The organism is Brevundimonas sp. KH_025 (assembly GCF_057839885.1).
The window spans coordinates 1,858,406-1,877,024 of record NZ_CM174501.1; the positions used below are offsets into that span (position 1 = coordinate 1,858,406).

General features: G+C 67.8%; 18 protein-coding genes and 1 pseudogene. 4 read left to right on the plus strand and 15 right to left on the minus strand.

The annotated features are described in order from the left end of the window. On the plus strand, positions 1-453 hold the full coding sequence (locus tag AC3IS2_RS09275; protein ID WP_489197388.1) for a hypothetical protein: 453 nt from the start codon (positions 1-3) through the stop codon (positions 451-453). Between the two features lie 191 nt (positions 454-644). On the opposite strand, the gene phhA is transcribed toward AC3IS2_RS09275, so the two are convergent. Both phhA and hspQ read right to left on the minus strand, forming a co-directional pair. Further along, on the minus strand, positions 645-1,520 hold the full coding sequence (gene phhA, locus AC3IS2_RS09280; protein ID WP_489197389.1) for a phenylalanine 4-monooxygenase: 876 nt from the start codon (positions 1,518-1,520) through the stop codon (positions 645-647). A 72-nt stretch (positions 1,521-1,592) separates the two neighbouring features. After that, positions 1,593-1,907: a heat shock protein HspQ gene (gene hspQ, locus AC3IS2_RS09285; protein WP_489197390.1), complete on the minus strand. Its 315-nt coding sequence runs from the start codon at positions 1,905-1,907 to the stop codon at positions 1,593-1,595. Positions 1,908-2,053: 146 nt separating this feature from the next. Between hspQ and AC3IS2_RS09290 the strand changes: the two are divergent. After that, positions 2,054-3,176: pseudogene (locus AC3IS2_RS09290) on the plus strand (Ppx/GppA phosphatase family protein). On the opposite strand, the gene AC3IS2_RS09295 reads toward AC3IS2_RS09290, so the two are convergent. The 5 genes from AC3IS2_RS09295 to gyrA are packed head-to-tail and all read right to left on the minus strand — an operon-like array spanning position 3,149 to position 9,063. Further along, positions 3,149-4,045 (minus strand): peptidylprolyl isomerase, encoded by an 897-nt coding sequence (locus tag AC3IS2_RS09295; protein ID WP_489197391.1) that lies wholly within the window; start codon positions 4,043-4,045, stop codon positions 3,149-3,151. The pseudogene AC3IS2_RS09290 and the gene AC3IS2_RS09295 sit on opposite strands and share 28 nt — an antisense overlap. A gap of 26 nt (positions 4,046-4,071) precedes the next feature. After that, on the minus strand, positions 4,072-4,917 hold the full coding sequence (locus tag AC3IS2_RS09300) for a peptidylprolyl isomerase (RefSeq protein ID WP_489197393.1): 846 nt from the start codon (positions 4,915-4,917) through the stop codon (positions 4,072-4,074). A gap of 15 nt (positions 4,918-4,932) precedes the next feature. Next, on the minus strand, positions 4,933-5,415 hold the full coding sequence (coaD, locus tag AC3IS2_RS09305; RefSeq protein WP_489197394.1) for a pantetheine-phosphate adenylyltransferase: 483 nt from the start codon (positions 5,413-5,415) through the stop codon (positions 4,933-4,935). A 52-nt stretch (positions 5,416-5,467) separates the two neighbouring features. Further along, a complete protein-coding gene (locus AC3IS2_RS09310) occupies positions 5,468-6,271 on the minus strand; it encodes an aminotransferase class IV (RefSeq protein ID WP_489197396.1) in 804 nt (267 codons plus the stop codon). A gap of 23 nt (positions 6,272-6,294) precedes the next feature. Then, a complete protein-coding gene (gyrA, locus tag AC3IS2_RS09315; RefSeq protein WP_489197397.1) occupies positions 6,295-9,063 on the minus strand; it encodes a DNA gyrase subunit A in 2,769 nt (922 codons plus the stop codon). A gap of 213 nt (positions 9,064-9,276) precedes the next feature. Between gyrA and AC3IS2_RS09320 the strand changes: the two genes are divergently transcribed. Beyond that, positions 9,277-9,819: a superoxide dismutase family protein gene (locus AC3IS2_RS09320; protein ID WP_489200135.1), complete on the plus strand. Its 543-nt coding sequence runs from the start codon at positions 9,277-9,279 to the stop codon at positions 9,817-9,819. 9 nt (positions 9,820-9,828) lie between these two features. Here AC3IS2_RS09320 and AC3IS2_RS09325 read toward each other — a convergent pair whose 3' ends face one another. Next, positions 9,829-10,671, minus strand: a complete 843-nt coding sequence (locus tag AC3IS2_RS09325) for a DMT family transporter (protein ID WP_489200136.1) — start codon at positions 10,669-10,671, stop codon at positions 9,829-9,831. Positions 10,672-10,861: 190 nt separating this feature from the next. Between AC3IS2_RS09325 and AC3IS2_RS09330 the strand changes: the two genes are divergently transcribed. Then, on the plus strand, positions 10,862-11,434 hold the full coding sequence (locus AC3IS2_RS09330) for a nucleoside 2-deoxyribosyltransferase domain-containing protein (RefSeq protein WP_489197400.1): 573 nt from the start codon (positions 10,862-10,864) through the stop codon (positions 11,432-11,434). A gap of 61 nt (positions 11,435-11,495) precedes the next feature. Here the strand turns inward: AC3IS2_RS09330 and ssb are convergent, their stop codons facing one another. The 7 genes from ssb to AC3IS2_RS09365 all read right to left on the minus strand — a co-directional run bounded on the left by ssb (position 11,496) and on the right by AC3IS2_RS09365 (position 18,356). After that, entirely contained in the window at positions 11,496-11,993 is a 498-nt protein-coding gene (gene ssb / locus AC3IS2_RS09335) for a single-stranded DNA-binding protein (RefSeq protein ID WP_489197401.1), read from the minus strand. A 90-nt stretch (positions 11,994-12,083) separates the two neighbouring features. After that, positions 12,084-12,515 (minus strand): hypothetical protein, encoded by a 432-nt coding sequence (locus AC3IS2_RS09340; protein ID WP_489197402.1) that lies wholly within the window; start codon positions 12,513-12,515, stop codon positions 12,084-12,086. Then, positions 12,512-13,192 (minus strand): hypothetical protein, encoded by a 681-nt coding sequence (locus AC3IS2_RS09345; RefSeq protein WP_489197403.1) that lies wholly within the window; start codon positions 13,190-13,192, stop codon positions 12,512-12,514. The genes AC3IS2_RS09340 and AC3IS2_RS09345 overlap by 4 nt, the downstream gene beginning before the upstream one ends. A gap of 78 nt (positions 13,193-13,270) precedes the next feature. Then, complete coding sequence (locus tag AC3IS2_RS09350; RefSeq protein WP_489197405.1) at positions 13,271-15,958, minus strand: transcriptional regulator; 2,688 nt, start codon at positions 15,956-15,958, stop codon at positions 13,271-13,273. A gap of 243 nt (positions 15,959-16,201) precedes the next feature. Beyond that, positions 16,202-17,053 (minus strand): flagellin, encoded by an 852-nt coding sequence (locus AC3IS2_RS09355; protein WP_489197406.1) that lies wholly within the window; start codon positions 17,051-17,053, stop codon positions 16,202-16,204. A 127-nt stretch (positions 17,054-17,180) separates the two neighbouring features. Then, positions 17,181-17,453, minus strand: a complete 273-nt coding sequence (locus AC3IS2_RS09360) for a flagellar protein FlaG (protein WP_489197408.1) — start codon at positions 17,451-17,453, stop codon at positions 17,181-17,183. An 87-nt stretch (positions 17,454-17,540) separates the two neighbouring features. Continuing rightward, positions 17,541-18,356 (minus strand): flagellin, encoded by an 816-nt coding sequence (locus tag AC3IS2_RS09365; protein WP_489197410.1) that lies wholly within the window; start codon positions 18,354-18,356, stop codon positions 17,541-17,543. Positions 18,357-18,619: the final 263 nt, after the last annotated feature.

Genomic DNA, 18,619 nt, shown 5'->3' on the forward strand with positions numbered 1-18,619 from the left:
GTGACGCGCTCGCCCCGCAATTCCTGGCTGATCGCCGGGGGCGTGTTGAGCCTTCTGGCCGCCGCCCTGCACCTCGCGGTGATCGGCATCGGGCCGGAAGGCTATCGGTTTTTCGGCGCCGGCGAGCAGATGGCGCGCATGGCCGAAGCGGGTCACTGGTATCCGGCCGTCGTAACGACGGGCATAGCGACGATCCTGACGGTCTGGGCCGCCTATGCCTTCTCCGGCGCGGGCGTCCTGCCTCGGCTTCCGCTCTTGAGGACCGGCCTGGTGGTCATCAGCCTGATCTATCTGGCGCGCGGTCTGGTGCTGTTTCCAGCCATGATCCTGAACCCCCAGGGTCCTGGCGGGATCACCCCCTTCATCTGGTGGAGTTCGCTGATCGTGCTCGCCTACGGCCTGGCTTACGCCGTCGGAACCTGGACCGCCTGGCCGCGCCTGGCCCGACGCTAGGGGCGCGGCGCTGGTCCGTTCCCGCGCATATCAACCGCTGTAAACGCCAAGCTTTTCAACGGTGAACGCGGCGCCATAGGCAATCGGCGCGCCTGACCTTCATCCCACGGTATCATCCTCTCCGGACCAGGGCCACGAAGAGGATTTCAGACGATTCAGACGAATTGGACTCTGTTTTTCTCCCGCCGCCCTCAGGCTGCGAAACGCCCGCCCTTATGGGCATAGGCCTGGGTCCCGCGCGTGAAGACCTGATCGCCGGGCAGGACCGCCTCGATCGGCAGGTCCTCGGCCCCCTTCAGCCGCTCGTACAGCGGACCGAAGTCCTGCAGCGTCACGGCCTTCAGTTCCTCGATGCTGTCGATGACGAAATAGACCTGCTGAAAGTCGTCGATCCGGTAGAGGGTCTTCATGACCCGCTCCAGGTCAAAGCCCAGCCGGTTCGGCGAGGCGTCCTCCAGGCTGAACACGCTCTCGGTCGCCGAGGAGACGATGCCCGCGCCGTAAATCCGAAGGCCGCCGGCCTCCTTCATCAGACCGAACTCGACGGTGTACCAGTAGAGGCGCGCCAGGTTCTTCAGCATCCCCAGCGACTGCGCCCGCTGCCCGCCCTTGCCATAGGCCTCCATATAGGCGGCGAAATCGGGGTCGGTCAGCATCGGCACATGGCCGAAGACGTCATGGAAGATGTCCGGTTCCTGCAGGTAGTCCAGTTGATCCGGCTTGCGGATGAACTGGCCCGAGACGAAGCGGCGGTTGGCCAGGTGGTCGAAAAAGACGTCGTCCGGCACCAGGCCCGGCACGCAGACCACGGTCCAGCCGGTCAGGGCCTGCAGCTTGGGGTTCATCACCTCGAAATCGGGGATGCCGCCCATGTTGAGGTCCAGCGCGTCCAGCCCGCGCATATAGGCGTCGCAGGCGCGGCCGGGCAGGATCTTCATCTGCCGGGCGTAGAGGGTGTTCCAGGTCTCGTGCTCGACCTGGGTATAGGCGCCCCAGTTCTGGGGGATGGTCCAGTCGGCGGCGGCGCCTTCGGGCGGCGCTTCAAAGACGTGTTCGAAATCGGACATGGGAACGCTCCTCTCGGCTCTGACGGCCGTTGGGGGCAGATTAGCGCGCGATCCCGCCGCCGTCACGCATGCCTATTGCAAGGTTTGCGAGCGCGGCGCGTGGCGGCCTTGAGCGTCGATGGTGAACCACTCCCGCTCGTCCTCGGGCGACAGGGGTTCGATCTCCGGCGTCGCGACCAGGGCGTCCTCGGCGGCGTAGGCGATCACCCCGCCCTCGGTGTCCGCGATGAGGATTCGGTAGAAGGGCTGGTCGCTGGCGACCACGCCCGTCTCTGCGGCCGGGCCTGCGTATTGGGCGTCCACATCCATGACCAGGCCGTGGAAGGCATGGTCGCGATGCCGGACGATCTGTCCGAGGCCGAACCGGGCTGTGTGAACCTGGGTCATGCTGCAACCAATACGCCTGGCGAGTTGAAGCGGATGCATCCGGGCCGTTCATCAATGCGACAGAATGTCTTGGCGTGACCGCTTGGCCCGGTTTAACCTGATCAGGACGGGCGCCGCTTCGGACCGCCCACATGAAAGCTCGGCCCATGCCGGAGACCCCTGGCGCGCCTGCACGGCGCGACGCGCGGTCCCAGCCCACGAAGTCCCGCGATTCGGGGGCTTCCGGTCGCGATGCGCCCCTCTATGGCGCGCTCGACCTGGGGACCAATAATTGCCGCCTGCTGATCGCGCGTCCGGCGCGCGATGGGTTCCGGGTGGTGGACAGCTTCAGCCGCATCGTGCGGCTGGGCGAAGGCCTGTCGCGCACCGGCCGCCTGGACGACCGCGCCATGGACCGGGCCTATGACGCCCTGGCCCTGTGCGCCGAGCGGGTGGCCCGCAAGGGTCTGGACGCCAGCCGCCTGACCGCCGTCGCCACCCAGGCCTGCCGCGCCGCCGACAACGGCGAGGCCTTCGTCGAACGGGTCCGTCGCGGCACCGGGCTGAAGCTCAAGATCATCGACCCCGCCGAGGAGGCCAGCCTGTCGGTCGCCGGCTGCCTGAACCTGTTCGATCCCAAGGCCGAGGCGGTGCTGGTCATCGACGTGGGCGGCGGCTCGACCGAGTTGTCCTGGCTGATGCGCGGCGCGCGCGGCTTCGAGAGCAAGGGCTGGATGTCCGCGCCCCTGGGCGTCGTCACCCTGGCCGAACGTCACCCCGAGCCCGACGGCGACACCGAGGCCTGGTACGAATCTGATGGTCGCCGACGTCGGCGCCGTCCTGGCCACCGGCGGCCCGAACGACGACCGGGTGCGCGGCCTGTTCGAGAGCGGGCGGGTCCACATGGTCGGCACCTCGGGCGCCATCACCAGCCTGGCCGGCATCCACCTGGGCCTGCGCCGCTATCAGCGCGATCTGGTCGACGGCCTGTGGATGACGCGCGGCGACTGCGAGGCGGCCGCCCTGCGGCTGAAAACCCTGGGCCCTGCCGGCCGGGCGGCGGAAAGCTGCATCGGGCCTGACCGCGCCGATCTGGTGCTAGCGGGCGCGGCCATCCTGGAAGCCGTGCAGCGCGCCTGGCCGTGCGAGCGGGTGCGCGTCGCCGACCGGGGCCTGCGCGAAGGCCTGTTGCTGCAAAGGATGCGCGAAGACCGGCAAAAGCCCCGCCGACGCCGTCGCCGGGGCCGCTCAGGCTCAACCGATCAGGCGGCGGGCGCGCCCGCGACCTGAACCGGCAGGTCGATGTCGCAGACCGAGAAGTCGGCCCCCTTGGCCTGACGCGCCGCGTCGGCCAGGGCGCGGAACCGGGCCGAGTTCGTGTCCAGCACCTGAACCGTGGGCCGCTCGGCCTCCGGCAGATCGGAGGCTGCCCGCACCCGCGTCATGCGGTCGGGTTCGGCGACGATGCCGTCCGGGTTGGGGCTGAATTTCAGCGCCCGCACCACGTCCAGCCCCGACACCACGCGGCCCCAGATAGTGTAGCGCTTGTCCAGCGACGGATAGGGCTGGCGCATCAGGAAGAACTGGCTGTTGGCGCTGTCGGGCGCATCATCCCGCGCCATGCCGGCGACGCCAGGGCAGTAAAGACCCCAGGCGTGGACCTTGTGATCCGCCGTCGTGGCCATGAAGGCGTCGGGCTGGGTCTGGACCGGCAGGGAATGCAGGAAGCCCAGCACCGCCCCTGCGGGCGCGGCCACCGCCGTGAACGGCGTCTGGCCGTCGCGGCGGAAGGTGAACTCGGCCTTCAGGTCCGGATAGGGGCTCTGGCCCTCGCCGCTGCCCAGGGGATCGCCGGTCTGGGCCATGAACTGGTCAATGACCCGGTGCCACAGCAGGCCGTCAAAGAAGCCCCGCCCCGCCAGCAGCCGGATGCGCTCGACATGGCCCGGCGCCAGCTCGGGAGCCAGCTCGACCAGGACGCGGCCCTTGTTGGTGTCGATCACCAGCAGGTTCTCGGCCGGAACCGCGCGCCACTCGGACGCCGGAGCCGCCGCGGAAACTGCCGCAGGCGCGACAGCCGGCGCCGCCTCCTGCGCCCAGGCCGTTCCGGCCGCCAGCATCAGGACGGACGCCGCCGCCAAACCCGTTGAAACGCGCATCCTCGTCCCTCCCCCAAAGTCGATAATTAGCCGCCCGTGACCTCGACCACAGGCTGCACGTCGCAGATGCCGAACTGGGCGCCGCGCGCGGCGCGGGCGGCCTCGACGGCGGCGTTGAAGGCGGCCGAGCCGGGCACGGCCACGCGCACGGTCGGGCGCTGCCCTTCCGGCAGGGCCGAGGCCAGTTGCACCTTGGTCATGACGTCGGCGCCCTCGCCGACCTTGCCGTCCTCGGCGTCGCTGCCGGGTTTCAACGCCTTGACCACGTCCAGACCCTGAACCACCCGGCCAAAGGTCGTGTAGCCGCCGTTCAGCATGTCGTTCTGGCCCGTCATCAGGAAGAACTGGCTGTTGGCGCTGTCGGGCGAGCCGGCGCGCGCCATGCCCGCCACGCCGGGGCAGAACAGGCCCCCGGCCGTGGTCTTGAAGTCGGCGGTGACAAACATCTGGGCGTCGGGCTGGGTGGCGATGGGAAGGCTGCCCATGATCCCACGCAGGCCGGGGCCGCTATTCTCAACGGCCGCGAAGCCGCTGTCGCGACCGCGCCGGAAGCTGAACTCGCCCTTCACGTCCGGCAGGTCGCTGCCGCCGGCGCCGGTCCCCTGCGGGTCGCCGGTCTGCGCCATGAAGTCCGGGATCACCCGGTGGAACTTCAGCCCGTCATAGAAGCCGCGATTGGTCAGGGTGCGGATGCGCTCGATATGGTTCGGCGCCGCGCGCGGCTCCAGCTCGACCAGAACCCGACCCTTGGCGGTGTCGATCACCAGCAGGTTGTCAGGCGAAACGGTGCGCCATTCCGAAGCGGTTTGAGCGACCGCGCCGCCCGCGATCATCGAGACCGCGGCGGCGGCCAGAAGCATCTTGAAGGTCATTCGGTATCCTGAAATCTAGCGCTGCACCTTGGCGCGCACCTGGGCGGCGACCGCGGGGCTGACGAAACTCTCGATCGCGCCGTCCAGACGGGCGATCTCCTTGACCAGCCGCGAGGCGATCGCCTGATGGCGCGGATCGGCCATCAGGAACACGGTCTCTATGTCGCTGTTGAGGCGCTGGTTCATCGCCGTCATCTGGAACTCGTATTCGAAGTCCGCGACCGCGCGCAGGCCGCGCACGATGACGTTGGCGTTCACCTCTTCCGCGAAATGCATCAGCAGGCTGCTGAAGGGCCGCACCTCGATGTCGGCGTTGAAGCGCGCGACCTCGGCCTTCAGCATCTCGACGCGCTCGGCGGTCGAGAACAGAGGGCCCTTGTCGTCGTTCTGAGCCACGCCGATGACCAGGCGGTCGACCAGTTTGATGGCCCGCCCGATGATATCCATATGGCCGTTCGTGACCGGGTCGAAAGTGCCCGGATACAGTCCAATACGCATGGCCTTCGCCTCCCCGCGTTTCGTCCCGTTTAGCAGGTGCGAAATCAACGGCCTAGATCGCCTGACACGGGTTTGTTCGCCAGGCGTCGATCAGGCGCGCGATCGGAGCGTCGGCCGAGGCAAAAGCGTGACCGTCGATGGCCGCGACGGCGCAGGCGGGCGTGGCGCTGTTGCAGATGAAGGCGGCGTCGAAGGCCGCCAGATCGGCCAGCCGCACCGGGCGTGTCACGCTGCTCAAGCCGAGTTCCGCCATCCCGCGTTGCAGCAGGGCCTGGCCGGTCCCCGCCAGCATGGGCGCCTCGGGCCAGACGACCGCCTCGCCCCGGATGAAGCCGATGTTCCAGATGGAGCCTTCGGAAATCCGGCCGTCGCCACCGACGAACAGGGCGTCGTCGAACCCGGCCAGCACCGCCTGACGCCGCGCGCGGGTCAGGCCGAAGGTGGCGGCGTGCTTCAGATGCGGGACTTCGCGCGCATAGGTCTGTGCCTGGAGCCGCAGCGGCGTGGTCAGCGGCGCGGCGGGCGGCGACAGCGTGGTCAGGACGCGCGGCTGGACCGTCGCATCAGGCGCCCGCAGGCTGATCGCGTCCGAGAACAGGTTGATCCGCAGGCTGAACCGACCCGGCCGCCCGTCCAGCGCCTGTCGCATCCGCTCGCGCAACGTCGCCTCGGGAACGGCGACGCCGAACAGTTCGACGGCTTCGGCGTGAAGGCGGGCCAGATGCAGATCCAGCCCCCGCACCCCGCCGTCCTCCACCTGCATCGAGGTGAAGGCGCCGTAGTTGGACAGGGCGAAATGGCCCAGGTCGGCGGCGCTGGCGGGCCGACCGTCGATCTGCATCAGAACGTCAGCCATGCCCGCGCCAGCCTGAGGGCCGATCAGCCCTCGCCGCCCTCTTCGATCACGGCTTCGTCCGCGCCGTCATCGTCGCCGCCCGAGTCGGGCAGGCGCTCGACCGAGACGACCTTCTCGTCCTTGCCGGTGCGGAAGATGGTCACGCCCTGGCTGGAACGGCCGACGATGCGGACCTGGCTGACCGGGGTGCGGATCATCTGGCCGCCGTCGGTGACCAGCATCAGGTCGTCACTCTCCTCGACCGGGAAGGCCGCGGCCAGACGCGTGCCGGCGCGACCGCCCAGACCGTGCGCCGTCAGCCCCTGCCCGCCGCGACCGGTGCGGCGATACTCATAGGCCGACGAGCGCTTGCCGAAGCCGGTTTCCGTGACCGTCAGGATGAACTGCTCGGCCGCGCCCAACACAGCAATACGCTCAGGCGAGATCGGGGCGTCGCCCGCATCCTCGTCGTCCGCCTCGACCGCGACGACCTCTTCCTCGGCGTCAGCGCCCGCCAAGGCCTTGCGCATGGCGTTGGCGTGCTTGACGTAGGCGGCGCGTTCTTCCGGGGAAGCGTCCACGCGGCCCAGGACGGCCATGGAGATGACCTCGTCGTCGCCTTGCAGACGGATGCCGCGGACGCCGGTCGAATCCCGGCCCTTGAACACCCGCACGTCGTCCGCCTTGAACCGGATCGCCCGGCCCAGCTTGGTCGTCAGCAGGATGTCGTCGTCAGCATTGCACAGGGCCACGCCGACCATGTGGTCGCCGTCTTCCAGCTTCATGGCGATCTTGCCCGCGCGGTTCACCGTGGCGAAGTCGCTGAGCTTGTTGCGCCGCACGTCGCCCGACTTGGTGGCGAACATGATGTCGTAGTTGTCCCACTCGGACTCGTTTTCCGGCAGCGGCAGCACGTTCATGATGCTGTCGCCCGGCTCGATGGGCAGCAGGTTGACGAAGGCCTTGCCGCGCGACTGCGGGTTGCCCAGCGGCAGGCGCCAGGTCTTCAGCTTGTAGGCCTTGCCGTTGGTGGCGAAGAACAGAACCGGGGTGTGGGTCGAGGCCGAGAAGACGCCGGTGATGGCGTCCTCGTCCTTCATCGTCATGCCCGACTTGCCCTTGCCGCCGCGATGCTGGGTCCGATAGGCGTTCAGCGCCACGCGCTTGACGTAGCCGCCCAGGGTGACGGTGACGACCATGTCCTCTCGCGGGATCAGGTCCTCGTCCTCCATCTCGGCGTCGCCTTCCCCGATCAGGGTGCGGCGCGGCACGGCGAACTGAGCCTTCACCGCCAGCAGGTCTTCGCGGATGATGGCCAGGACGTTGGCGCGGTCCGACAGGATGGTCAGGTGGCCCTGGATGGTGTCGGCCAGGCCGCGCGCCTCGCCGAAGATGTCGTCGCGGCCCAGGCCCGTCAGACGCGACAGGGTCAGGGCCAGAATGGCGCGGGCCTGTTCGTCGGTCAGGCGGATCTTGTCGCCCTCGACCAGAACCGTGCGCGGGTCGGCGATCAGCTCGACCAGAGCCATCATGTCGCCGACGGGCCAGGCCTTGGCCTGCAGCCGCTCGCGCGCCTCGGCCGGGTCGGCCGAAGAACGGATGATGTGAATGACCTCGTCGATGTTGGCGACGGCCACGGCCAGACCGACCAGGACGTGGCCGCGGTCGCGGGCCTTGGCCAGCTCGAACTTGACGCGGCGGATGACCACTTCCTCGCGGAACTCGAGGAACAGCTCCAGCAGCTGGCGCAGGCCCATCTGCTCGGGACGGCCGTGGTTCAGCGCCAGCATGTTGACGCCGAACGAGCTTTGCAGCGCCGTGTAGCGATACAGCTGGTTCAGGATCACATCGCCCGAAGCGTCGCGCTTCAGCTCGATGACGATGCGCATGCCCAGACGGTCGGATTCGTCGCGGACGTCGGAAATGCCTTCCAGACGCTTCTCGCGCACCATTTCGGCGATGCGTTCGATCAGGGTCTGCTTGTTCACCTGGAACGGCAGTTCGGTGATGACGATGGCGTCGCGATCCTTGCGTATCTCCTCGACCGAGGCGCGACCGCGCACGATGACCGAGCCGCGTCCGTCGCGCAGCGCATTGCGCGGCGCGGTGCGGCCCATGATCTCGCCGCCCGTCGGGAAGTCGGGACCGGGCACGATGTCCAGCAGGGCCTCGTCGCCCATGTCGGGGTTGTCCAGCAGCGCCACGGCCGCGTCGACGACTTCACCCAGGTTGTGCGGCGGGATGTTGGTCGCCATGCCGACGGCGATGCCGCCCGCGCCGTTGACCAGCAGGTTCGGAATCCGCGCCGGCAGGACGACGGGCTCCAGCTCCTTCTCGTCGTAGTTCGGCTGGAAATCGACCGTGTCCTTGTCGATGTCGGTCAGCAGGGCCACCGCCGCCGGGGCCATCTTGGCCTCGGTGTAACGCATGGAGGCCGGCATATCGCCGTCGACCGAGCCGAAGTTGCCCTGACCGTCGACCAGCATCAGACCCATCGAGAAGGGCTGCGCCATCCGCACCAGGGCCATGTAGACCGAGGCGTCGCCGTGCGGGTGGAAGCGACCCAGCACGTCACCGACGACGCGCGCGCACTTCGAATACGACCGCTCGGGCGTCATGTTCAGGTCGTGCATCGAATAGAGGATGCGACGGTGAACAGGCTTCAGACCGTCGCGCGCGTCCGGCAGGGCGCGGCTGACGATCACGCTCATGGCGTAGTCGAGGTAGGAGCGTTTCAGCTCATCCTCGATCGTGATGATGGAAATGTCGCCAGGCGCCGAAGGTGCGGCGTTGTCGTAGCTGTCGTCGGTCAAGGAAATCAGGCTTTAAATGGCCGGAATCGGAACGTGATCCGCTATTCCGGTTTCTAGCATCCGGGGGGCGTGGTGGCAAAGCTGTGCCGCTGTTATCCTCATGCCCAAAAGGACAGGAAAACCATGCGTCTGAACGCCTATGCCCTCGCCGCCGTCGCCGCGGCCTCGCTGATCGCCGCCAGCGCCTCGGCCCAGAGCCACGATCACGCCGCCATGGGCCACGGCGCTCATGCTCAGGCCGGGGCTCAAGCCGCCGCCGTCGATCATTCCGCCATGATCCCGCGCGCCACGCCGGGCCAGACAGGTCAGGCCCCGATCATCAACGGCCAGGGCGCCGAAATCGGCAAGGCGACCCTGACGCAAGGCGCCACCGGCCTGCTGGTCAAGGTCGAGGCGACGGGCCTGACGCCCGGCTGGCACGGCATCCACATCCACGCCACGGGCCAGTGCGCCGCGCCCTTCACCTCGGCCGGCGCCCACATCAACCACACCGACCCCAAGACCCCGCACGGCCTGCTGAACGCGCAAGGGCCTGACGACGGCGACCTGCCCAACCTCTACGCCGCCGCCGACGGCTCGGCCAAGGCCGAGTTCTTCACCACCAAGGCCCGCATCAGCCAGGACGGCCCCGGCCAGTGGCTGTGGGACGCCGACGGTTCGGCCCTGGTGATCCACGCCAACCCCGACGACCACAACAGCCAGCCCATCGGCGGCGCGGGCGAGCGCGTGGCCTGCGCCGTCCTCAGCGCCAACTAAGCCCGACGATCAAACCTTGGCGGGGGCGCCGGCGCGCAAGCCGCGCTCCCCCAAGGCCACCGTCACCACGCCCGCGAGCGCAATCGCCACCCCGGTCAGGATCTGCGGCGTCAGCACGTCGCCCATCCACAGTCCGCCGATCAGGATCGACACGATGGGCGAACCCAGCAGGTAGGGCGTGACCCGCCCCGCCTCGCGCCTCTGCACCAGCCAGAAGACCAGGCTGGTCGCGAATACCGACGAGATCAGACCGGCCCAGACCAGGGTGCCCCAGACGATGGGCGGCGCAACCTTCGCGGCCTCCCACTGGCCCGTCTCGAACACGAACGACCCCAGGGTCAGGGCCGGGAAGGCCATCAGGGCCAGCAGCCCCTGCATCTTCAGCGGTGGGATGGAGGTGGTGCGGCGCGCGATCACCGTCGTCAGCGCCCAGGCCGAGGCGCCCGCCGCCCCCACCGCAATCGCCTTCCAGTCCTGCAAGGCGTGCGGGTCCAGCGTCATCCAGGCCACCCCGACAAAGGCGATGACCAGCCCGACCGTCGCCGTCCGCGAGATCCGCTCGCCCAGCAGCAGGAAGGCGAACAGCGAGGTCAGCGGGATCCATAGCTGGGTCGAGACCGTCACCGGGCTGACGTCGTGGGCCAGCCAGAAGGCCAGATAAATCAGGCCATAGTGGATCGGTCCGCCCACCACGGCGATGATCAGCAGGCTCTTCCAGTTCGGAAACGGCGGCCGCACGAACCAGACCAGACAGGCGGCGGCGATGGCGAAGCGCAATGCCCCGACCATCAGCGGCGGCATGACCTCGGTGGCGACCTTGGCGGCGGCGTTGTTGATGCCCCAGATCAGCATCACCGCGATGATGGCGCCGATCTCGAGCAGACTGAGCGGGGAATGGCGTTGGCTGGACACCGTGACCTGATGCCACAGGCCGCCGCGAAAGGCCCGTCACGTTCGATGACCACTCTTTTCCATCGCGCCTGCCCTACTCTTTGCCGGACGAGATGTTATGCCCCCGCCGATCAAGAACCGAGGCAGATCGATGAACCGCACGCTGGCCGCCCTGATGATGACCGTCGCCGCCCTGACCGCTTCGCCCGCGCTGGCGCAGACGACCAAGGGACCGACCGCCGTGGTCTCGCCCCAGCCCCTGCCCATCGACGACAGCCGCCCGCGCGTCTTCCTGGGCGGCAGCATCGACATGGGCGGCGCCCCCGACTGGCAGGCGGCGATGACCTCGGCCCTGGCCGACATGGACGTGGTCATCCTCAACCCCCGCCGCCCCGACTGGAACCCGAACTGGCGCCCCGAGGCCGACGAGCCCGAGTTCCGCCGTCAGGTCGAATGGGAACTGGCCGCGCTGGAATCCGCCGACGTCATCGTCATGTATTTCGCTCCCGGCACCCAGAGCCCCATCAGCCTGCTGGAAATGGGCCTGCACGCCCGCGGCGGCAAGCTGATCGTGCTGGCCCCCGAGGGCTTCTGGCGGAAGGGCAACGTCGACATCACGGCGCAAGCCTATGGCGTCAAACAGGTGCAATCCTTGCCCGAACTGACCGCCGCCGTCCGTGAAGCCCTCAGCACCGCTGCCGCCCAAGGTCGTTTCGCGCGCTGACAAGAAAAAGGCCGCGCCCTCCTATCGGAAGACGCGGCCTGATCGTTCGGTCGAACGCCCCTTAGAACGGGATGTCGTCGTTCAGGTCGTAGCTTTCCTTGGGACCCGAGGGCTTGTTGGCGCCGCCGGTCGAGAAGCCCGAGGAGTAGTCATCGTCGTTGCGGCCGCCGCCGTAGCCGCCGCCCTGGCTGCTGCCCTGGCTGTCGTTACGACCGCCCAGCATGGTCAGCTGGCCGTTGAAGCGTTGCAGCACGATCTCGGTCGAGTACTTCTCGACGCCCTGCGCGTCCGTGTATTTGCGGGTCTGCAGCGAGCCCTCGATGTAAACGGTCGAGCCCTTCTTCAGGTAGTTCTCGGCCACCTTGACGATGTTCTCGTTGAAGATGACGACCGCGTGCCACTCGGTCTTTTCCTTGCGCTCGCCGGTGGCCTTGTCGCGCCATTGCTCCGAGGTCGCGATGCGCAGGTTGGCGACGCGGTCGCCGCTGTTCAGCGTGCGGATTTCCGGGTCCTTGCCCAGGTTGCCGATGAGGATGACCTTGTTGACGCTGCCCGCCATGACCGATGTCCTTTTATGTTCTTGCCGTCGATCCCTAGCGGATTGCGACGGAATGTTCCAGTTTTGTTCACGCCCGAGCGGGCGGGAATTCTAGTTGGGGGCGATGGCGACGGGGCGACCGTCGATCTCGCGCTGGATGGCGCCCGGAATGGCCAGGCGGCCGTCGCCGGTGCGCGTCAGGGCGAAGAAGCGCTGCCCCGTCAGCGTCTTGCCGAACTTGACCCCGCCCCGGTCGATGAAGATGAACTGCCCCTGATAGGCGCCGATCATGTCGCGATTGTTGCCTCCCAGGCGCAGGAAACGCAGGCGCATTTCCTCAAGCCGGGCGGCGCAGAACTCGATCTGCTTCTGATCGCGAGCGACGACGTTGATCTGGGGCGCGGACTTGCCGTCCTCGGCAAGGACCACGTGATAGCAGACGCCGGTCTCGGTCGGCGCCTCGACGCCCTTCTGGGCGCAGGCGGCGACGGTCAGGCCCAGAAGGCCGAGGGCGACGACGGAAGCAACGGTCTGGCGGCTCATCGGCCCAGCTCCGGGAACTGACAGTTGCGGTCCTGCTGGGCCAGGGTGCGGAAGCGGCTGTTGTCGTTCGACTGCTCGACGCGGCGCGGCACCAGACGCAGGGTGGTGTCGCCCCAGCGGCCGTATTGCGCCTCGCCCGGACGGACGCAGGTGCCGGCGTAGAGGGCCTGAACACAGGCTCCCATGCTCATGCCGCTGCCGATCGAACGCCACTCCGAGCCGGTGTGGCGCAAACAGGCCGTCGCCGAAGCGGTCGCGGGCGCGGGGCGGCTGGCCTCGACGGGGGCTGCGCCTTCATCGACGGGCGCGACCTCGACCGGCGGCTCTGCCGGCAGTTCCGGCGGCGGGGCGAAGGCGGCGGTGGGGGCTGCGGCCAGGGCGCCGGTCGCGTCCAGACCCACGTCCAGGGCGCTGGTGGCCACGCCGTTGCGCTGGGCGCAGTCGGCCAGGGTCGCCTGCCCGACGAACTGTCCATTGACGAAGCAGCGCAACTCGCGCGCCGGCTCCAGCGTCGGCGCCTCGGCCAGATCGATGGTCAGCCCGCCCTGGGCCGCCGGCGGCGTCTCGGCCGGACCGTCACGCCCTCCGCTGAACACCAGGGCGGCCGCGACGGCCGCGACAGCGGCCAGGCCGCCCCCGACGATCAGGACCGTGCGATTGTCTTTAGGAAGGGCCATGCGGGACTCGACGCCAATGATGGCCCCAATAACCCCGGCGATGCGCCGCGCGTCAACATAAAGCGGGGTTCGCCGCCGCTAGCCTGTGAGTCGTGCCAGCGCCGCCTGATAGTTGGCCAGTTGCGTCCTGAGATAGGCCGGCGCCTCGCCGGTGATCGCGGGCGTGGTGCTTTTCGGGGCCAGCGACCTGTAGGCGCTCTGCAGCGTCACCATTGCGGCCCGCAGCTTTTCGTTGGATCGCTTGACCGCGTCGGCGTCGCGCAGGTTCAGCGTCTTGGGCAGGTCGAGGCCGAACGTCTTCAGGTCGCTGCTCGAAGGGCCGATATAGCCGGGGGTCAGGCCCAGCGCCGCCAGGGCGTCGCGCCCCGCCTCGCCGGCCTGCAGGACCGCGCCGTCGCGGCCGTCGGCATAGGCGATCGACAGGCGCTGAACCCCGCCCGCCGTCACCGTGGCGTCGCCGTTCATGCCCGTCGTATAGTCCTTGTCCGTCTTGATCGTGACCTTGAGCGACCGTCCCGAAGCCGTCTCGATCTTGCGCGCCAGGGTTTGCAGCGTCTCCTTGGCGTCGATGTTCACGGCGACCGAACGACCGCTGGACGAGGTCACATAGAAGCGATCGCCGGCCCTCAGGGCCGTGGCGTCCACCAGGTTCTTGGAATCCGATTGCGGAATTTCACCCTGCGGCAGACCCAGCCGATCCAGCACGCTGGCGCCGCCCGCAGCGACCGCAATGGTCGTGGGCGCGGCCTGGGCGTTCGCGCCGGTCCATGTCTGCTTCCACTCGACCGCGCCGGTCAGCGGATCCAGCCGCGCCAGATAACCCGACGTGGGGTCCGTGGTCTTTGCCCCGATAGGACGATCGGCGACGCCGGTCAGCCAGACCTTGCCGTTCACGATCTTCACGTCAGCAGCGGAATCGTCGCCCGCGCCGCCGTGATAGGTCAGCCGGTCATTGGCCGACGCCGTCAGATCATCGGAGACCACCGCCACGAAGGCGTCTTGGCCGCCGGCATGGGCGGTGTTGACCTGGCCGATGTCCAGGGCCGAATTTCGCGTGACGCCGGCGACGACCACCTGACCGTTCACGACGGACAGCCCGCTGATCTCGCCGCCGCCGGACCCGCCCAGGTCGCGCGTGGACAAGAGGGTCGGCGCGCCGGTCGCATCGACCTGGAAGCGGCGCACCACCATGCGGCCGTTCTCGACCCCGGCGGTGTAGAGCTTGTCGCCGTCCACCGTCATGGCCTGGACGCTGTCGTCGCCGACCGTGCCGAACTGGTCGACGCCCGAGGCGATGGCCTTGATCGGCGCCAGGCTGTGGACCTGGGTTTCGCTGAAGGCCTGGACATAGCCGTCCCAGCCGCCCTGGGCGGCAGCGCCCGACATGGCCGACTGCGAACGCCCCGCGACGTAGACCCGGCCGTCCGCGCCGAACGACACCGCCGTCGCCTCGTCCGCCGCCTTGGCGCCGCGCCGCTGGGTCCACCGCTCCGCGCCCTTGGCGTCGAATACGGTCACGAAGCTGTCGGCCACATTGGCGGAGGCGCCCGACACCCCGGGCTCCAGCGCGCCGACGACGGAGCCGGCGACAGCCACACGTCCGTCCGCGCCCACCGAAATCGCGTAGCCGCTGGCGGTCGAGGCGGCGCCCAGCGCCCGGCTGAGCACGACCTTGCCGGCCGAATCCAGCTTCATCAGGACGACATCGCCCTGCCCCTTGATCGGCTGGGTCGCGGCGCCTTCGCTGACGTCGGCGACGATCCACATCGAACCGTCCGGTCCGACGGCGCTGGCGCGAACCGTCTCCACGCCGTCCGGCAGGGCCGATTGACCGATCTGGCCGTCAACCCAGAAGGCCGCGCCCGTCGTATTGGCGGCGCCTTCCTGGAATTTCAGCACGTTATGCCCGCCGGCCGTTCCCACGCCCTGCACCACATAGACGGCGTCGGTCGCCGCGACCGGAACGAAGCTGACCGTCTCGGACGAAGCCCCCTGGACGCTCAGCGCCCATCGGTCGGGACCCACAGGCAGGGTCATGGTCTTGTCGCCCGCCTTGATGACGCGCGGCTCGGACGGCAGAAGTTCGCGGCTCATCCGGGTCTGAACCCCCGCGGCCTCCAGCTTGCCGTTGATGTGGTCCACCACCGACTGCAGCGTGCGCGGCGCGCCGCCCATGTCGGCCAGATCGATGGCGATCGACTGCGTCCCGCCGATCGTCTTGATGGTGATGCTGAACTTGACGTCGCCCTGGAAGGCCAGGACCTCGTCGGTCACTGCGCCCGTATGTACCGCGCCGGTGACGTACTTGGCCGAATCGCGCGCGACGGCGGCGCCGGTCTGGGCCTTGGTCGCCGACACGCCCTCGACCATCCGCAAGCCGTCGAACTTCGAGTCGCGCAGGAAGGCGGACAGTTCGGCCATGCCGGCATCGAAACGCTTGGAAAGCTGCGCGTTTTCAAGCGTGCTTACGCCGCGATCGCCGGCCCGTCCGGAAATGGCCTCCAGCATGGAGAGGCCCTGATACATGGCGAAGATCTTGCGGTAGTCGCCGGACGAGGGGCCCTTCGCGTCCAGCGAGGTCGTCCCTTCGTTGATAAAGCGTCGTCCGCCCAAGGCCGCGCGCAGCAGCTCGGATTCGGTCGGCGGCTTGGCGGCGGGGCTCCACGGCGCGGTCGGCTGCTTCTTCACGGACGCGCCCGCGCCCGACGACCCGGAGGCCATCGGCGACAAGCCGTACATCCCAAGAAGATAGCTGTTGTTGATCACAGGCTGATGCGCTCCGGCCGACAGCTTGCCGCACGTCCGGTAACAAACTGTTTAAGATCGTTCCGGAACAGCGACGGTTGACCGACGTTAATGGCCGGTCACAGGCAAGGGAATGGCCCATGTCGTACCTGCGTTGGATCGTCCTGAGATTGGCCAGCCTATACGGGCTGATGCCTCGCCCCAGCCCGCGCAGGCCGCCTCCGATTTCACTCGGTCACGGGGCCTCCCGCCTGTTCAGGTAGGTCAGCCCTTGAACAGCGACAGGATGATCTGCGGCGCCTGATTGGCGATCGAGAGCGCTTGCGCGCCCAGTTGCTGCTGAACCTGCAGCGCCTGCAGACGGGCGCTTTCCTTGGCCATGTCGGCGTCCACCAGGTTGCCGATGCCGGTCTCCAGCGAGTCCATCAGCTTGCCGACGAAGATGTTGTGCTTCTCGATCTGCTTGGCCTGAGCGCCCAGTTCGGCGAGGTTGGCGCTGGCGGTGTCCAGCGCCGCGATGACCTGGGTCAGGGCGTTGGCCGCATTGTCAGGCGTCAGCAGGTTGAAGGCCGTCGCGGGTGCCGTGAAGTTGGTCGTGGCCAGGCCCAGACCGACCCGCGTCATGTCCTGACGGTTCATCGTGATGGTTTCGCTGGCGTTGACGTTGGCCAGGAAGTCCAGCGCCGTCGTGCTGGTGCCGTTCAGGATGTTCTCGCCATCGAAGGTGGCGTTCTTCGCATAGGACTGCAGCGAGGTCAGCAGGGCCTGAAACTCGTCGTCATAGGCCTTGCGGGTCGCGGTCGAGGCCGACGGATCCGCCGCCGAGGTCGCCTTCTGTCGCAGCTCGATCAGCAGATCCGAAATCTGCGCGCCGGCCGCCAGGGAGACATCGGCCAGCGACGTCGCGCGGTTCATGCTGGTCTTGACGGCTTCAAGCGCGCCCGTGTCCGCCCGCTGGTTCTGGGCGATGGCCCAGGTCGCCGCATTGTCCTTGGCGCCCTGAACCTTCAGGCCGGTGTTGACCCGGTTCTGGGTCATCGCCAGCTTCTGGTTGGTCGAATTGAGGTTCTGGAGCGCGGTCAGCGCCGAGGCATTGGTGAGAACGCTGTTGGTCATGGCTTCTAGCCCCAGTTCAAATTCTGAGCGCCAGAATGTCGCTGATTCCTGAGCGTATGGTTAACGGCGAAGAAACGAACGCGGCGCCGTCCGGCGAGCCGGCGGCGCTGCGGTCCATGCAACAAGGTCAGACCCGGGTCTTGATCAGCTCGCCAGGGCCGTAGGCCGGGCTGTGGCGCATCTTGACGACGTCTTCACGGGGCAGTTGGCGAATGACCTCGCCAGTGACCCGATCCAGGGTCTTGTAGACGAAACCGTTCGGACCTTCCTCGATGGTCAGACGATACCGTCCTGCATCGCTATCCTTCTGAACTGGCCGCTGCGGCCCCTCGACCCCCTGACCCAGGGCGTCCGCGTTAATGAAGGTTACGCCAGGTACTCTTGCGACATTGTCTGCCATTTCCCTCTTGCGCGATCATACCGCGCCCTCCGTCTCCTGACGTGCGAACGGGGGCGAGCCAAAAGGCCCGCCCCCGGCCACGTCTTATTAGCGGAACAGGCCGAGCAGCATGCCGCTCGATTGGTTTGCAATCGACAGAGCCTGCACGCCCAGCTGTTGCTTGGTCTGCAGAGCGGTCAGCTTGGCGCTTTCCTTGGCCAGGTCAGCGTCCACCAGGTTGCCGATACCCACTTCCACCGCGTCCTGAATCTTGGACGTGAAGGTCAGTTGGCGCTCCAGCGACTTGGAGTTGGTGCCCAGCGTGCCCAGCTTGGCGGCGAAGCCGCTGAGCGCCGTGTCAACCGCGGCAGCCGTGGCGCCGGCGCGGGCGATCGAACCCGTGGCGGTGGCGACCGTCGTCGCCGTGCCGGCGACGCCGTGAACGGTGAAGGTGTCACTCGCGCCAGTGCCGGTTTGAACGATCAGGTTGTTGGTGGCCGAACCCGCCGAGAACAGGTTGACGCCGTCGAAGTTGGCGCCGCCCAGAGCCTTGGTGATTTCATTGCCCAGGGCGTTGAAGTCAGCCAGGTAGGCGGTTTCTTGAGCCGAACCAGCGATGGACGATTGAATCGCGACCGCCAGCGACTTTTGCTCTTCCAGAGCCTTGGTGACCACGTCACCAGCAGCCAGAGCGACGTCGACGACCGACTGACCGCGCTGGATCGACTGCTTCACGGCGTCCAGGGCGCCCATTTCGGCGCGTTGGCCGGTGGCGATGGCGAAGATGGCGCCATTGTCCTTGGCCGACGAAACTTTCTGGCCCGTATTCACGCGGTTTTGCGTGACGTTGAGGTCACGGCTGGTCGCGTTGAGGTTTTGCAGCGCGATGAGGGCGCCAGCGTTCGTGTTGATGCTGTTAGCCATTTTGGCCATCCTTTTGTCTTCGACGATGTCCGACGCCATTTTGGCTGCCGGGAGCTTTCTGCTCGACGTGACAAGGAGCAAGAGCGGGGCCAGAACCCTCCGTCACGCCCAAAACATCAAGTTGCTGATTTTGCTGCGTTAGATTTGGTAAACCATGCCGTCCAGGGCGGCAGTTTTTGCCGATGGTCGCCAGTATCGGCAAAAACTGCCGGGCGCCCGGCAAATTCGACCGCCCGCGCGCCGCATGGCGTTCGATCAGGCCG

Bases quoted from the DNA above. Each gene is read 5' to 3' on its own strand.
- phhA (WP_489197389.1), bottom strand. From the start codon at position 1,520: ATGTCCGATTTCGAACACGTCTTTGAAGCGCCGCCCGAAGGCGCCGCC.
- hspQ (WP_489197390.1), bottom strand. From the start codon at position 1,907: ATGACCCAGGTTCACACAGCCCGGTTCGGCCTCGGACAGATCGTCCGG.
- AC3IS2_RS09295 (WP_489197391.1), bottom strand. From the start codon at position 4,045: ATGCGCGTTTCAACGGGTTTGGCGGCGGCGTCCGTCCTGATGCTGGCG.
- AC3IS2_RS09300 (WP_489197393.1), bottom strand. From the start codon at position 4,917: ATGACCTTCAAGATGCTTCTGGCCGCCGCCGCGGTCTCGATGATCGCG.
- coaD (WP_489197394.1), bottom strand. From the start codon at position 5,415: ATGCGTATTGGACTGTATCCGGGCACTTTCGACCCGGTCACGAACGGC.
- AC3IS2_RS09310 (WP_489197396.1), bottom strand. From the start codon at position 6,271: ATGGCTGACGTTCTGATGCAGATCGACGGTCGGCCCGCCAGCGCCGCC.
- AC3IS2_RS09320 (WP_489200135.1), top strand. From the start codon at position 9,277: ATGGGCCACGGCGCTCATGCTCAGGCCGGGGCTCAAGCCGCCGCCGTC.
- AC3IS2_RS09325 (WP_489200136.1), bottom strand. From the start codon at position 10,671: ATGCTGATCTGGGGCATCAACAACGCCGCCGCCAAGGTCGCCACCGAG.
- AC3IS2_RS09330 (WP_489197400.1), top strand. From the start codon at position 10,862: ATGAACCGCACGCTGGCCGCCCTGATGATGACCGTCGCCGCCCTGACC.
- ssb (WP_489197401.1), bottom strand. From the start codon at position 11,993: ATGGCGGGCAGCGTCAACAAGGTCATCCTCATCGGCAACCTGGGCAAG.
- AC3IS2_RS09340 (WP_489197402.1), bottom strand. From the start codon at position 12,515: ATGAGCCGCCAGACCGTTGCTTCCGTCGTCGCCCTCGGCCTTCTGGGC.
- AC3IS2_RS09345 (WP_489197403.1), bottom strand. From the start codon at position 13,192: ATGGCCCTTCCTAAAGACAATCGCACGGTCCTGATCGTCGGGGGCGGC.
- AC3IS2_RS09355 (WP_489197406.1), bottom strand. From the start codon at position 17,053: ATGACCAACAGCGTTCTCACCAATGCCTCGGCGCTGACCGCGCTCCAG.
- AC3IS2_RS09360 (WP_489197408.1), bottom strand. From the start codon at position 17,453: ATGGCAGACAATGTCGCAAGAGTACCTGGCGTAACCTTCATTAACGCG.
- AC3IS2_RS09365 (WP_489197410.1), bottom strand. From the start codon at position 18,356: ATGGCTAACAGCATCAACACGAACGCTGGCGCCCTCATCGCGCTGCAA.